Here is a 13198-nt window from a genome sequence, read left to right on the forward strand (position 1 = left end):
CCCGGGGGCCGCGGGCGTTCGGTGGGTCAGACCCGGCCGCCAAGCCCGCCGCCCAGGCCGAGACCCCGGCGCCGGCCCCGGCCGCCACCGGCAGCATGGCCGCCGCCGTCTCCTTCGCCCAGTCGAAGGTCGGCCAGGCCTACGTCTACGGCGGCACCGGCAACGGCGGCTGGGACTGCTCCGGCCTGACCCAGGCCGCGCTGCGCGCCGCGGGCGTCTCCGTGCCGCGCGTCGCCGCCGACCAGGCCGCCGCCTCCACCCACGTCTCGCTGGACGCCCTCAAGCCGGGCGACCTGCTGTTCTGGTCCAACAACGGCCAGGACTCGGGCGTCTACCACGTCGCGCTCTACATCGGCGACGGCAAGTACGTCGAGGCCGCCAACCCGAGCTCGGGCGTGCGGACCCAGACCGTCGCCAACTGGGCCCCGGACTTCGCCGGCCGGGTCTGACCCACCGAACGCCCGCGGCCCCCGGGGGGAGAGTCTGGTCGCTCTCCCCCCGGGGGCCGCGGCGTGTCCGGCCGCCGTGCGCCGGCGGATCCCGGAGGACCATGGTCAATGCGAGCCGCGCCGGGCATGCTGCTGCTCTGCACCCGAGGAGGAGTCACCATGGCCCAGGTCACCGTCTCGCTCGACGCCAACCTCGCGATCGACGCGATGATGCTCTCCGGCACCAGGAGCCCGCAGGACGCCGTCGAACTGATCCTCCGCGACTACCTGGAACGGGGCCGGCGCACCGAGACCCGCACCGGCGACGCCGCCGACGGCCACCGGGTCGCCCAGGACCGCCCCACCACCCAGGAGGGCTGAGAACAGCACGACGGCCGGGGTCGGGGAAGCTCTCCGCTCCCCGGCCCCGGCCGTCGTGTCGTACCGCTCTCAGCGGGCGCGGGCCCCGGTGGAGCCGCGCATCACCAGCTCGGGCTGGAACATGAACTCCCCGCGCTGCGCGGCGTTCCCGCCGACCTCCTCCAGCAGGGCGTCGACCGCCGCGGTGGCCATCGCCTCCACCGGCTGCCGGATGGTGGTCAGCGGCGGCTCGGTGAAGGCGATCAGCGGCGAGTCGTCGAAGCCGACCACCGAGACGTCCTGCGGCACCGCGAGCCCGCGCTGCCGGACCGCCCGGATCGCGCCGAGCGCCATCATGTCGCTGCCGCAGACGATCGCCGTGCAGCCCTTGTCGAGCAGCGCCCCGGCCGCCGCGTGCCCGCCCTCCACGCTGAACAGCGTGTGGTGGACGAGGTCCCCGGCCTCCTCCGCGGTCCGGCCGAGCACCTCCCGCATGGCCGCGGTGAACCCCTCGATCTTGCGCAGCACCGGCACGTACCGGCGCTGCCCGACGGCCAGCCCGATCCGCTCGTGGCCGAGTTCGGCCAGGTGCTGGACGGCCATCCACATCGCGGCCCGGTCGTCCGGCGAGATAAACGGCGCGTCGATCTTCTCGCTGTAGCCGTTGATCAGCACGAACGGCACCCCGCGGCCGGCCAGCCGGGCGTACCGGTCGTGGTCGGCCGTGGAGTCGGCGTGCAGCCCGGAGACGAAGACGATGCCCGCCACGCCCCGGTCGACCAGCATCTCCACCAGTTCGTCCTCGGTGGAGCCGCCCGGCGTCTGGGTGCAGAGCACCGGCGTGTAGCCGTGCCGGCTCAGCGCCTGCTCGATCACCTGAGCCAGCGCGGGGAAGATCGGGTTGCTCAGCTCCGGGGTGATCAGCCCGATCAGCCCGGCGCTGCGCTGGCGCAGCCGGGTCGGCCGCTCGTAGCCGAGCACGTCGAGGGCGGCCAGCACGGTCTGCCGGGTGGCGGCCGAGACGTTCGCCTTGCCGTTGAGCACGCGGGAGACGGTGGCTTCGCTGACCCCCGCCTGCGCCGCGATGTCTGAGAGTCGCGCCGTAGTCACGGTCCCAGAGCCTATTGCAACCACGTCAGACCGCCCACCAGTCGGTGCTGTCCGCGGCCAGCACGACCTCGTCGCCGTCGGTCGCCGGGTCGGCGGCGGCGGAGGTGAGCAGCAGCCGGCCGGGCGCGGGTATCCGGACCGGGGCGCCGGTGGCGTTGACGGTGCAGACGAACGAGCCGCGGCGGAACGCCAGGGTGCCCTCGGGGCTGTCCAGCCACTCGACCTCGGTGCCGGCGCCGAGCTCGGGGCGGGCCTTGCGGACGGCGAGCGCGGAGCGGTACAGCTCCAGGGTGGAGGTCGGGTCGCCGGTCTGCGCCTCGACGCTGAGCGCGGCCCACTCGGCGGGCTGCGGCAGCCAGCTGGGGCCGCCGGCGACCGGGCCGAAGCCGTACGGGGCCTCGGTGCCGGACCACGGGATCGGGACGCGGCAGCCGTCGCGGTAGCCGTCCTGGCCGGCCTGGCGGAAGAAGGACGGGTCCTGGCGGACCTCGTCCGGCAGGTCGGTGACGTCCGGGAGGCCGAGCTCCTCGCCCTGGTAGACGTAGGCGGAGCCGGGCAGGGCGAGCATCAGCAGGGTGGCGGCGCGGGCGCGGCGCAGGCCGAGCGCGCGGTCGCCGGGGGTGCGGATCTGGGTGCCGAGGCCGGGCTCGTTGGCGAACCGGGTGGCGTGCCGGGTGACGTCGTGGTTGGACAGCACCCAGGTGGTGGGGGCGTCGACCGGGCGCATCGAGTCGAGCGACAGGTCGATCACCGCGCGCAGTTCGGCGGCGTCCCAGGAGGTGCCCAGGTACTGGAAGTTGAAGGCCTGGTGCAGCTCGTCGGGGCGGACGTAGTTGGCGGTGCGCTGGACGGTGGGGGTCCAGGCCTCGGCGACGCCGATCCGCTGGCCGGGGTACTCGTCGAGGATCTCGCGCCAGCTGCGGTAGATCGCGTGCACGCCGTCCTGGTCGAAGAACGGCATGACGTCGTTGCCGAGCAGCCGGAGCTGGTCGGAGCCGCCGAGGTCGGGCAGGCCGGGGGCCTTGACCAGGCCGTGGGCGACGTCGATCCGGAAGCCGTCGACGCCCATGTCGAGCCAGAACCGCAGGATGGAGCGGAACTCGTCGGCGACGGCCGGGTTCTCCCAGTTGAAGTCGGGCTGCTCGGGGGCGAACAGGTGCAGGTACCAGTCGCCGGGGGTGCCGTCCGGGTTCTCGGTGCGGGTCCAGGCCGGGCCGCCGAAGATGGACTCCCAGTCGTTGGGCGGCAGTTCGCCGTTCTCGCCCTTGCCGGGGCGGAAGTGGTAGCGGTCGCGCAGCGGGGAGGCGGGGCCCTCGCGCAGGGCGCGCTTGAACCACTCGTGCTGGTCCGAGGAGTGGTTGGGGACGAGGTCGACGATGATCCGCAGGCCGAGCTGGTGGGCGTCGCGGATGAGCGCGTCGGCGTCCAGCAGGGTGCCGAACATCGGGTCGACGGCGCGGTAGTCGGCGACGTCGTAGCCGGCGTCGGCCTGCGGGGAGGCGTAGAACGGCGAGAGCCAGACGGCGTCCACGCCGAGGTCGCGCAGGTAGGGCAGGCGGCTGCGGATGCCGGGCAGGTCGCCCATGCCGTCGCCGTTGGAGTCGGCGAAGCTGCGCGGGTACACCTGGTAGATGACCGCGTCCCGCCACCAGCCTCTGTCCGCGCCGGCGCCGGCCTCGTGAGCGGTGGCGTCGGCGGCGGGCCGGGAGGTGTCGGCCAGGTTCTGGGTCATGGACGGTATCCCTTGGGGCTAGGAGAGGTGCGGTCGGGGCGAGGAGGGGCCGACGGTCAGGACTTGGAGGCCCCGGCGGTCAGGCCGGTCACCAGGTGGCGCTGCACCAGGTAGAAGAGGACCGAGGAGGGGATCGCGATCAGCACGGCGGTCGCGGCCATCAGGTTCCACTGGGCGTCGTGCTCGCTGACGAAGGTCTGCAGGCCGACGGCCAGCGTGTACTTGTCGGAGCTGAGCATGAAGGTGGAGGCGAAGGCGACCTCGGCCCAGGCGGTGAGGAAGGAGTAGAACGCGGCGACCGCCAGGCCGGGGCGGGCGAGCGGCAGCACCAGCCGCCAGAAGGTGCCGAACGGGGTGAGCCCGTCGACCCGGCCGGCCTCGTCGATCTCCACCGGGATGGTGTCGAAGTAGCCCTTCAGCAGCCAGGCGCAGTACGGCACGGTGGTGGTCGAGTAGACCAGGATCAGGCCGAGGTAGCTGTCCAGCAGGTCGAGCTCGGACAGGATCGTGTACATCGGCACGATCAGCACCGCGATCGGGAACATCTGGGTGACCAGCAGCGACCACATCAGCGGCTTGTGGCCGGGGAAGCGCATCCGGGAGACGGCGTAGCCGGTGGAGGCGGCGATCAGCACGCCGAACACGGTGGTGACGCCGGAGACCAGGAAGGCGTTGCCGAACCAGCTGAAGAAGTCGGTGTCGAACAGCACCGTGCGGTAGTTCGACAGGGTCATCTTGTCGAGGATCTGGCCGGGGTGCAGGTAGTCCGTCTTGTCCGGTCCGAGCGAGACGTACAGGATCCAGGCCACCGGGAACAGCGCGATCAGGCTGGCCAGGATCAGCGCGCCGTGCGCGAGGGCCTTGCCGAGCGGGCTGCTCTCACCGCGGCGGCGGACCTTGGCCGGCCGGGCGGCGGGGGCCGCGGGGCGGGCGGCGAGGGGGGTGGGTCGGTCGGTGGTGGTGCTCATCGGGGTGCCTCCTTCGTGGTCGCTGGGTTCGCCGGGTCAGCCGTTCGCGCGCTCGTTGCGGGCGAGCCAGCGGCGGTAGAAGGCGGTGAAGACGATCAGGATGGAGAGCAGGATGACGCCGTAGGCGGCGGACTGCGCGTAGTCCCGGGGCTGCTGGCCGAAGCCCAGCCGGTACGCCCAGGTGACCAGCAGCTGGGCGTCGGGCGCGCCGTTGCCGCCGAACAGCAGGAAGATGACGGCGAACTGGTTGAAGGTCCAGATCACGCCGAGCAGCACCACGGTCGAGGAGACGGTGCGCAGCCCGGGCAGGGTGACGTGGCGGAACCGCTGCCAGGCGGTGGCGCCGTCCATCTCGGCGGCCTCGTACAGCTCGGCCGGGATCGACTGGAGGCCGCCGAGCAGCGAGATCATCATGAACGGCACGCCGACCCAGGTGTTGACCAGGACCGCGGCGGCCTTCTGCGCCAGCGGGTCGTCCAGCCAGCCGGGTTCGGGCAGGTGCAGGGCGGCGAGCAGGCCGTTGACGGCGCCGCCGTCGGCGAGCATCAGCCGCCAGGAGAAGACGGTGACGAAGGTCGGCACGGCCCAGGGCAGGATGAGCAGCATCCGGTAGACGGCGCGGCCGCGCAGCTTCTGGTTGAGCAGCAGGGCGAGGCCGAGGCCGATGGTGTAGTGCAGGAGGACGCAGAGCACCGTCCAGCTGATGGTCCAGACGAAGTGCGACCAGAAGCGGTCGTACGAGCCGGGGCCCCAGAGGATGTCGGCGTAGTTGTCGAGGCCGACGAACTTGTAGCTGGCCGGGATCTCGTTGACGCCGATCTTGCGGGCGGCGTTGAGGCTGTTGGCGTCGGTGAGGGTGAGCCAGACGCCCTCGGCGAGCGGGTAGAGCACCAGGACACCGAGGACCAGCACGACCGGCGCGATCATCGCGTAGGCGTACCAGTGCTTGGCGTACGAGCGCTTGAGGCGCTCCATCAGGCCCGGACGCGGATCGCGCTCCCGGCTGCCCTGGCCGGTGGCGCCCTGCACGGCGACTGACATTGTTCGACACCTTCTCGGGGAGGTCCGCCGCCTCGCTTCGGCGACTGCTGCTACGGGTCCGGCCGTCCGGCCCGCCGTGGGGGAGGCGGGCCGGACGGCTGCGGAGGGGGGACTACTTGGCGAAGCCGGGGAGGAGCTTGGCGTAGTCGGTGGCGACGGTGTTCAGGCCGTCCTGGGTCGCGGTGCCCTGGACGATCTTGCCGAGGTTGGTGCCGAGCGAGGCGAACAGCGAGCTGTACTCGGGCAGTTCGGGGCGCGGCTTGGCGCTGGGCAGGACCGCCTGGAAGCCGGCGATGCCCGGGTCGGCCTTGACCTCGGGGGTGAAGGCGTCGTCGCGGGTCGGCAGCGTGGAGTTCTTCTGCGCGATGAAGGCCTGGCTCTCGGCCGAGGTCATGAAGGCGGCGAACTTCTCGGCGGCGGCCTTGTGGGCCTGGTCGGCACCGGCGTAGACGGAGATGTTGTGGCCGCCGGTGGGGGCGCCGCCCTTGCCCGCGGTGGCGCCCGGGACGGGGGCGATGCCGAGGTTGGTCTTGTCGGCGAAGGCGGAGCCCTTGTAGATGTTGGTGATCTCCCAGGGGCCCTGGACGATCGCCGCGACCTTGCCGCTGTTGAAGGCGTCCATCATGTGCGCGTAGGCGTCGGTGGTGACGTCGGCCTTGGCGGTGCCGGGCGCGGTGAACATCGTCTTGTAGGTCTCGATGCCCTTGACGGCCTCGGGGCCGGCGACGGTGACCTTCTTGCCCTTGGCGTCGACGGTGTCGGTGCCCTCGCCGAACAGGAACGGCATCGCGTAGTAGCCGTCGGCGGCCTTCAGCCAGAAGCCGTCGACGCCGGCCTTGTCCTTGACGGTGGCGGCGGCGGTCTTCAGCTCGTCCCAGGTGGTGGGGGCGGCGGTGATGCCGGCCTTGGCGAAGATCTCCTTGTTGTACAGCAGGCCGAGGGTGTCGGTGACCAGCGGCACGCCGTAGAGCTTGCCCTCGTAGGTGGCCTGCTGGATCAGGCTGGGCTGGAACTTGGCGGAGTCGGCGGCGGCCGGGGTGCCGTTCAGCGGCTCCAGGTAGCCGGCCTTGGCGAAGGCGGCGGTCCAGCCGACCTCGGAGCGGAAGACGTCCGGAGCGCCCTTGGCCCCCATGGCGGTCTGGAGCTTGTTCTGCGCCTGGTCGAAGGGCACGTTGACGAAGTCGACCTTGACGCCCGGGTTGGCGGCCTCGAACTTCTTGACGAGCTCCTGGTAGTTCGGCGCCTCGTTGGTGGCGTTCGACGTGTCCCAGTAGGTGAGGGTGACCGGCCCGTCGGCCTTGCCGTCCGAGCTGGAGCCGCTGCTGCCACAGGCAGCCATCGAGACCGCGAGGGCCACAACGAGGGCAGAGGCCGCGATGCCACGCCGCATGAGAACTCCTTGGAGGGTGGGGGTGCCCGAAATAGTGGGAGACAGGCGCATAATGGCTGCCTTGCCTCGCGCCGACCGCACCGTTGCTGCCGTCGGGCTCGGAAGGAAGTTAACAGCGGGGCAACAGTCACGGAAAGCCCTTGCAGCAAGTTTCTGCAAGAAACGGCGATCGTTACGCCCGCGTGTCCTTCACGTTGCCGCACGGTAGTTGACAGGCCGGTCATTTGCTGGCTTATGCCCGATTCGCCCCGGTCGGCTTGGGCCGCCGGGGCCACCCTCCGTGGTGAAAGCGCCTTGCAGCGCCCCGTCAGTAGCGCCCCCCGACAGCCGCGCCCCCGACAGCCGGCATTTCCGTCAGCCGGCGTTCCCCAGCCGCAGCAGGGTCGTCGAGCGGAACTCCTCCCCCGGCCGCAGCTCGGTGCTCGGGAAGGCCGGGTGGTGCGGGGAGTCCGGGAAGTGCTGGGTCTCCAGCGCGATCCCGGCGAACGGCCCGTACGGGACGCCGCTCGCCCCGGTGACCGCGCCCTGGAACTTGTTCGCCGTGTACACCTGGATGCCCGGCTCGGTGGTCAGCACCTCCAGGGTCCGGCCGCTGACCGGGTCCTCCAGCCGCGCCGCCGGGCCCGGGGCGCCGTCCGCCGGACGGGGCCGCAGCGCCCAGTTGTGGTCGTACCCGCCCGGCCCGGCCAGCTGCGGGTGCTCGTCGTGCACCGACTTGCCGATCGGCCGGGCGGTGGTGAAGTCGAACGGCGTGCCGGCCACCGGCTCGACCCGGCCGTACGGGACCTGCCGCTCGTCGGCGGGCGTGTAGCCGTCGGCGTCCAGCGTGAGCAGGTGGCCGAGGACGTCGCCGGAGCCCTCGCCGCCCAGGTTGAAGTAGGCGTGGTTGGTGAGGTTGAGCACGGTCGGGGCGCTGGTCACCGCGCGGTAGCGGATCGCCAGCTCGCCGGAGGGCGCCAGGGTGTAGTCGACGGTGACGTCCAGCGCGCCCGGGAAGCCCTGGTCGCCGTGCGGGCTGTGCAGCCGCAGCCGGACCCCGTCCGGTAGCTCCTCGGCCGCCCACATCCGGTGCGCGAAGCCGTCCGGGCCGCCGTGCAGGGTGAGCCCGCCGCCGGTCGGGGCGAGTGGGTGCTCCGCGCCGTCGATGGTGACCGCGCTGCCGTCGATCCGGTTGGCGTACCGGCCGACCACCGGGCCGTAGTGCCGGGCCGGGCCGAGGATCTCGGCCAGCCGGTCGGTGGAGAGCAGCAGCTGGGCCGGGCGGCCGTCGCGGTCCGGGGCGACCAGGGTGTGCAGGGTGGCGCCGAGGGTGAGCACGCTCGCCTCGTACGGTCCGGCCCGCAGCGTCCACCGCTCGATCGCGGCGCCCGCGCCCGCGGGCTCGAAGGGCTCGCGCCGCACGCTGGTCGCCTGCGGCCGGTTCGCCGGGGGCGTCGCCATGGCCTGCTCCTCACCGGCGGCCGCACCCTGACGCCGCCCGCTGATCCGCCGTGAAATGGGTCAGGCACACCCTAGCCAGCCGGGAGGTGGCGGGGCGTCAGCGAAGCGCCCGCGCGCCGCCGGTGCGCCTCACCCTCCGTGCCGCGCGCCGGGCGCGCGGGTCACGCCTCCGGCGCGTCGCCGGTCCGGTACGCCTCCCCGGCCCGGTTGGCGTCCCCGGCCCGGTAGGCGTCCCAGGCGTCGTCCGGCCGCTGCACCGGCACCGCGCCGTCCCGCCGTGGACCCGACAGGCCGAGCGCGGCGGCCAGACCGTCCGGGCCGCTGCCGGCCTTGCGGTAGACGGCGGCCAGCCGGCGGTTGACCAGGTTGAGGTCCAGGCCGAGCTGCTCGGCGATCCGCCGCGGCGAGGCACCCTCCACGGCCAGCGCGGCGACGTCCCACTCGGGCTGGCTGAGCATCTCGCGCACGTCGCCGAGCCGGTTCGGCCGCAGTCCGTAGTTGGCCAGCTCGCGCCGGGCCCGGTCGACCAGGCCGTCGGCGGCGCAGTGCTGGGCCAGTTCGATGCCCTGGTACAGGTACTCCTGGGCGTCCTCCAGCCGCCCGACCCGGCGCAGCGCGGCCCCGAGGTCGACCAGCGCGACGGCGTGCTCGTAGCCGGCCGGCGACTGGCCGAGGTACGTGACGGCCCGCTCCAGCAGTTCGACGGCCTGCTGGCCGTCCTCGATCTGGGCGTGCAGCCGCAGCGCGGTGCCGATCGCCGAGGCGGTGCCGAACCGTTCCGCGTCGGCCACCGAGCGCCGGGCGTACCCGCGGGCGCGCTCCGGCTCGTCCACCGCGAGCGCGATGGCCAGGTGTCCGGCCCAGGGCGCCCAGACCGTGTTGTGCCAGCCCCGGACGTCCAGCTGGGCGCCGGCCTCGGTGAGCGCGGCGGCCGCGCCGGCGGGCCGTCCGACCGCGAGCAGCAGCTTGCCGTAGAGCGAGGCGGCGTCCGGCAGCACCATCGCGGTGGCGTGGTACGGCGGGTGGAAGCCGAAGTCGATGGCGAGCTCCCAGGCCTCCTGGCTGCGGCCGCGGGCGATCAGGGTGTCGATCAGCACGCCGACCGCGTCCCAGGCCAGCGGCAGCTTGGAGCCGATCCGCTCGGAGAGCCGCAGCGCGCGGCGCAGGAAGTCCTCGGCCTCGGCGAGCAGGCCGCGCCGGAACCGGGCCAGGCCCATCAGGAAGTAGGCGAAGCCGCGGTGGGCACCGCTCCAGCCCGCCACCTCGAACTGGATGATGGCGTCCGAGAAGAGCCGCTCGGCCTGGGCGATCCGGTCGTTGTAGGTGTAGGAGAGGCCGAGCGTGGCGGGCAGCTCGAAGCCCCAGGTGTTGTCGGTCCAGCCGAGCCCCTTGGGCAGCCGGCCGTTGTCCAGCACGTCGTCGGCGTGCCGCAGCACCTCGGCGGAGGGCTCGCCGCGCAGGGTGAGGTCCCAGGCGCGCAGGGCCAGCACCGCGCGGTCGGCCGCCTCCCGCCCGGCCAGGCCGTCGCAGAGCACGCCGAGCCGGGCGGAGCGGGCCGGCCCGTCCTCCTCGGACTTGCGGTAGGCGTGCCACATGAACGAGGCGGCCTCCAGCCGGAGCCTGCCCGCCGGGTCGCCGAAGGTCTGTTCGGCCTCCTCCTGGCAGACGATCGCGGCCTGGCGCAGCTCGCCGCTGTGCGCGAGCACCTCGGAGAGCCGGAAGGTGGCGTCCACCCGCAGCGAGGGGCGCAGCGGTCCCTCCTCCGGGTCGAGCGCGAGCTTCAGCTGGTTGACGGTGGCGACCGGGTCGGTGAGCAGGGCGGAGCAGCCGAGCTCGTACAGCACCTCGGCGCGGTCCTGGTCGTCCGGCGGTTCGGCGAGGGCGCGGTGCAGGCAGCGCTGGGCGGCCTCGGGCGCGCCGATCAGCAGGTGTTCGGAGGCGGCCTTGCGGAGTTTGCGGACGGTGCGGTCGTCGCCCTCGCCCGCGAAGGTCTCCACCAGGTGGCGGGAGGCGGCGAGCAGGCCGAGCCCGGCGTTCTCGATCTCGGCGGCGGCCACGCCGTGCATGCCGGTGCGGGTGGCCTCCGGCATGGTGTTGTAGATCGAGCTGGCGATCAGCGGGTGGACGAATTCGAGGTTGCCGTTCGGGGTGGCGGTGAGCACCCGCTGCTTGCGCAGCTCCTTGACGGACTCGCGGGCGCCCTCGGCGCTCTGGGTGGAGATCCGGGCGGCGAGGTCGGGCCGGATGTCGGTGCCGAGCATCGCGGCGGCCCAGGCGAACCGGAGGGTGGCGGGGCCGAGCCGGTCGAGCCAGGACTTGAGGGTCATCCCGGTGGCGTCGACGGCGAGTTCGCGCAGCTGCTGGGAGTTCTCCTCGACCGGGTCCAGCTCCTGGTCGCGGACCTGGTCGAGGAGGGCGACGACCTCGAAGGGGTTGCCGTTGACGACGTTCCAGAACTCGTAGCAGAAGGCGTCCTCGGCCTTGTCGCCGAGTTCAGCGCGGATGATGTCGGTGACGGCGACCAGCGAGAGGCGGCTCAACTCGTGCCGGCGGGTGGCGAGTCCGGCGACGGCCCGGTGGTGGCCCTGCGACTCGGCGGGCCAGTCGGCGGTGTCGTCCCGGTAGGCGAGGACGAGCAGGACGGGCAGCTCGCGGGCCCGGACGGCGAACTGGGCCAGCCAGGCGAGGGATTCGAGGTCGGCCCAGTGCAGGTCGTCGACGATCATCACCAGCGGGGCGCGGCGCGGGGCGAGCTGGGTGAGGACGAAGTCGAGGCCGTCGCGGACGCCCTGCGGGTCGAGGCGGCGGGCGCCCTGCTTGGGCTGCTTGAGGCCCATCGCCGGGCCGACGACCTCCTCCCAGGTGCCCATGACCTGGCGGAACTCGCCGGCGTCCAGGCCGCCGAGCACCGGCTGGAGGAGCTGGCGCAGCACGTGGTACGGCTCGTTGAACTGCCGTTCGCCGCCGCGGGCGAACAGCACGGTGGCGTTCGGGCGCAGTTTGGCGGCGCGGCGGACCTCGTGCAGCAGGCTGGTCTTGCCGATGCCGGGCCGGCCGGAGAAGGTGAGCAGTTCGCCGATCTCGGTGCCGCCGGCCGCGAACTCGCGGCAGAGCTTGTCCACCGCGGCCTCGGCGGAGCGGAGTTCGGCGTCACGGTCGCGCAGCCTGACCCGGTTCGGGGCGCTTTCCGTGTCCCGCGCGCCGGGCGTCGCCTCCGCTCGGAAATCCCTGTCCCGCTCGGTCACCGTCGCGCCTCCGCCTCGCCCGTTCCCTGCTCGTGGAGCGAAGGGTAGCGCCGCGAAGGGCCTCGTGGAGCCCATTCGCGCAGGCCGGGGCCGAGATCGAGGGTTCGAAGGGCTTGCCAAGGGCAATTGCCCTATATCCCTAACGTCGGATCATTGCATCAGATACTCTACGCCCCGCATGCCAAGTTGATCTTGCCATGCCAGTGCCGCCCCGCAGCGCCGCACCACCCCAACTCCCCCACGCACCACCATCACTACCACAACCGCCCCCACACCGACCGTCGCCCCGGGAGTCCGATGTCTGACGACACCTCACTTCAGATTCCGTTCCCGCACCGTCGCAGCCTCCACGGGCCGTACGCCACCGAACTGCACCGCGACTGGCTGACCCGCCACCCGCTGCTCCCCGACCCCACCCACCCCTCGTACGCGCACTGGGAGGTGGTGGACCTCGCCGCGCTCGGCTACCCCGACGCCGGCCCCGACGAACTCTCCCTCGCGGCGGACCTGATGGGGTTCTACTTCCTCTTCGACGACCAGTTCGACGGGCCGCTCGGCCGCCGCCCCACCGAGGTCGCCCCGATCTGCGACCGGCTGATCGCCGTCCTGCACGGCGCCCGCCCCGACCAGGGCTCCGCCGTCGAGACCGCCTTCGCCGACCTCTGGGAGCGCAGCGCCCGCGGCATGCCCGCCCGCTGGCAGGCGCGCGCCGCGTACAACTGGGAGTGGTACCTGGCCAGTCACCCCGCCGAGGCGGCCGGCCGGATCTCGCTCCGCCCGCCGGACCGGGACGGCTACCTGGTGCTGCGGCGCGGCACCGCCGCGATGGAGACCATCTTCGACATGGTCGAGCGGCTCGGGCACTTCGAGGTGCCGCCCGCCGTGCTGCACCACCCGGTGCTGCGCCAGCTCCGCCAGCTCGCCGCCGACATCCCGTCCCTCACCAACGACGTCCGGTCCTTCCCGCTGGAGGCGCCGCGCGGCGACGTCAACAACCTGGTGATGATCGTGCGGCGGGAGCGGGACTGCTCGGCCGAGGAGGCCTGCGCCGTGGTGATGACGGAGGCACAGCTGATGGTCGAGCGCTGCCGCGAGCTGCACGAGCGGCTCCCCGACGTGTACCGCGAGCTCGGCCTGGCCCGGGTCGAGCGGATCCTGGCCCAGCGCTACGCCGACGGCCTGCTCACCTGGCTGGCCGGCTACCTGACCTGGGAGCGCCGCACCGGCCGCTACCAGTCGGCCTGAACGACGGCCCGCCCGCTCGCCCCCAGGACCGGGGCGAGCGGGACAGGAGGGCCCGTCGACCGGCCCGGCCCGAGGGCGGCCGGATCGCGCCACCCTCCGTCGACGGAGGCCGCACCGACCGTAGCCGAACCGGCCGTTCCCGGCTAGGGTGCTGCCCGGCGGGTGCCCCGGGGACGGGCGCGCCCGACCCGCGTGAGTGTCCGTACCCTCCGCCGGGCCGCCCCCTTCGCGGCCCGGCG

The 13198-nt window shown here is 73.0% G+C and carries 10 protein-coding genes; 3 read left to right on the forward strand and 7 right to left on the reverse strand.

Annotation, left to right across the window (positions count from 1 at the left end; genetic code table 11):
- On the forward strand, window positions 1-449 hold a 449-nt coding region (locus AB0N76_RS19565; RefSeq protein WP_363558731.1), incomplete at its 5' end, for a C40 family peptidase.
- A 159-nt stretch (window positions 450-608) separates the two neighbouring features.
- The gene (locus tag AB0N76_RS19570) at window positions 609-809 is read left to right on the forward strand and encodes a hypothetical protein (RefSeq protein ID WP_363558778.1); all 201 of its coding nucleotides are present in this window, start codon (window positions 609-611) and stop codon (window positions 807-809) included.
- Window positions 810-878: 69 nt separating this feature from the next.
- Here AB0N76_RS19570 and AB0N76_RS19575 read toward each other — a convergent pair whose 3' ends face one another.
- The 7 genes from AB0N76_RS19575 to AB0N76_RS19605 all read right to left on the reverse strand — a co-directional run bounded on the left by AB0N76_RS19575 (window position 879) and on the right by AB0N76_RS19605 (window position 11714).
- Window positions 879-1898: a LacI family DNA-binding transcriptional regulator gene (locus tag AB0N76_RS19575; RefSeq protein ID WP_363558732.1), complete on the reverse strand. Its 1020-nt coding sequence runs from the start codon at window positions 1896-1898 to the stop codon at window positions 879-881.
- 25 nt (window positions 1899-1923) lie between these two features.
- Window positions 1924-3630 carry a glycoside hydrolase family 13 protein gene (locus AB0N76_RS19580; RefSeq protein ID WP_363558733.1) on the reverse strand — a complete coding sequence of 569 codons (1707 nt, stop codon included), beginning with the start codon at window positions 3628-3630 and terminating at the stop codon, window positions 1924-1926.
- Between the two features lie 56 nt (window positions 3631-3686).
- Window positions 3687-4598 (reverse strand): carbohydrate ABC transporter permease, encoded by a 912-nt coding sequence (locus AB0N76_RS19585; RefSeq protein ID WP_363558734.1) that lies wholly within the window; start codon window positions 4596-4598, stop codon window positions 3687-3689.
- 36 nt (window positions 4599-4634) lie between these two features.
- Entirely contained in the window at window positions 4635-5639 is a 1005-nt protein-coding gene (locus tag AB0N76_RS19590) for a sugar ABC transporter permease (RefSeq protein ID WP_363558735.1), read from the reverse strand.
- Window positions 5640-5751: 112 nt separating this feature from the next.
- Window positions 5752-7029 (reverse strand): extracellular solute-binding protein, encoded by a 1278-nt coding sequence (locus tag AB0N76_RS19595; protein ID WP_363558736.1) that lies wholly within the window; start codon window positions 7027-7029, stop codon window positions 5752-5754.
- Between the two features lie 354 nt (window positions 7030-7383).
- Window positions 7384-8469: an aldose epimerase family protein gene (locus AB0N76_RS19600; protein WP_363558737.1), complete on the reverse strand. Its 1086-nt coding sequence runs from the start codon at window positions 8467-8469 to the stop codon at window positions 7384-7386.
- Between the two features lie 161 nt (window positions 8470-8630).
- Window positions 8631-11714 (reverse strand): AAA family ATPase, encoded by a 3084-nt coding sequence (locus AB0N76_RS19605; protein WP_363558738.1) that lies wholly within the window; start codon window positions 11712-11714, stop codon window positions 8631-8633.
- A gap of 297 nt (window positions 11715-12011) precedes the next feature.
- Here AB0N76_RS19605 and AB0N76_RS19610 point away from each other — a divergent pair, with 297 nt between their 5' ends.
- Window positions 12012-12959: a terpene synthase family protein gene (locus AB0N76_RS19610; RefSeq protein WP_363558739.1), complete on the forward strand. Its 948-nt coding sequence runs from the start codon at window positions 12012-12014 to the stop codon at window positions 12957-12959.
- Window positions 12960-13198 lie beyond the last annotated feature (239 nt).

The sequence above is a fragment of the Kitasatospora sp. NPDC093806 genome (genome assembly GCF_040683335.1).
Lineage (GTDB): Bacteria > Actinomycetota > Actinomycetes > Streptomycetales > Streptomycetaceae > Kitasatospora.

Excerpts from the sequence above, each read along its gene's own strand:
- AB0N76_RS19595 (WP_363558736.1), bottom strand. The coding sequence starts at position 7,029 with ATGCGGCGTGGCATCGCGGCCTCTGCCCTCGTTGTGGCCCTCGCGGTC.
- AB0N76_RS19590 (WP_363558735.1), bottom strand. The coding sequence starts at position 5,639 with ATGTCAGTCGCCGTGCAGGGCGCCACCGGCCAGGGCAGCCGGGAGCGC.
- AB0N76_RS19600 (WP_363558737.1), bottom strand. The coding sequence starts at position 8,469 with ATGGCGACGCCCCCGGCGAACCGGCCGCAGGCGACCAGCGTGCGGCGC.
- AB0N76_RS19585 (WP_363558734.1), bottom strand. The coding sequence starts at position 4,598 with ATGAGCACCACCACCGACCGACCCACCCCCCTCGCCGCCCGCCCCGCG.
- AB0N76_RS19580 (WP_363558733.1), bottom strand. The coding sequence starts at position 3,630 with ATGACCCAGAACCTGGCCGACACCTCCCGGCCCGCCGCCGACGCCACC.
- AB0N76_RS19610 (WP_363558739.1), top strand. The coding sequence starts at position 12,012 with ATGTCTGACGACACCTCACTTCAGATTCCGTTCCCGCACCGTCGCAGC.
- AB0N76_RS19570 (WP_363558778.1), top strand. The coding sequence starts at position 609 with ATGGCCCAGGTCACCGTCTCGCTCGACGCCAACCTCGCGATCGACGCG.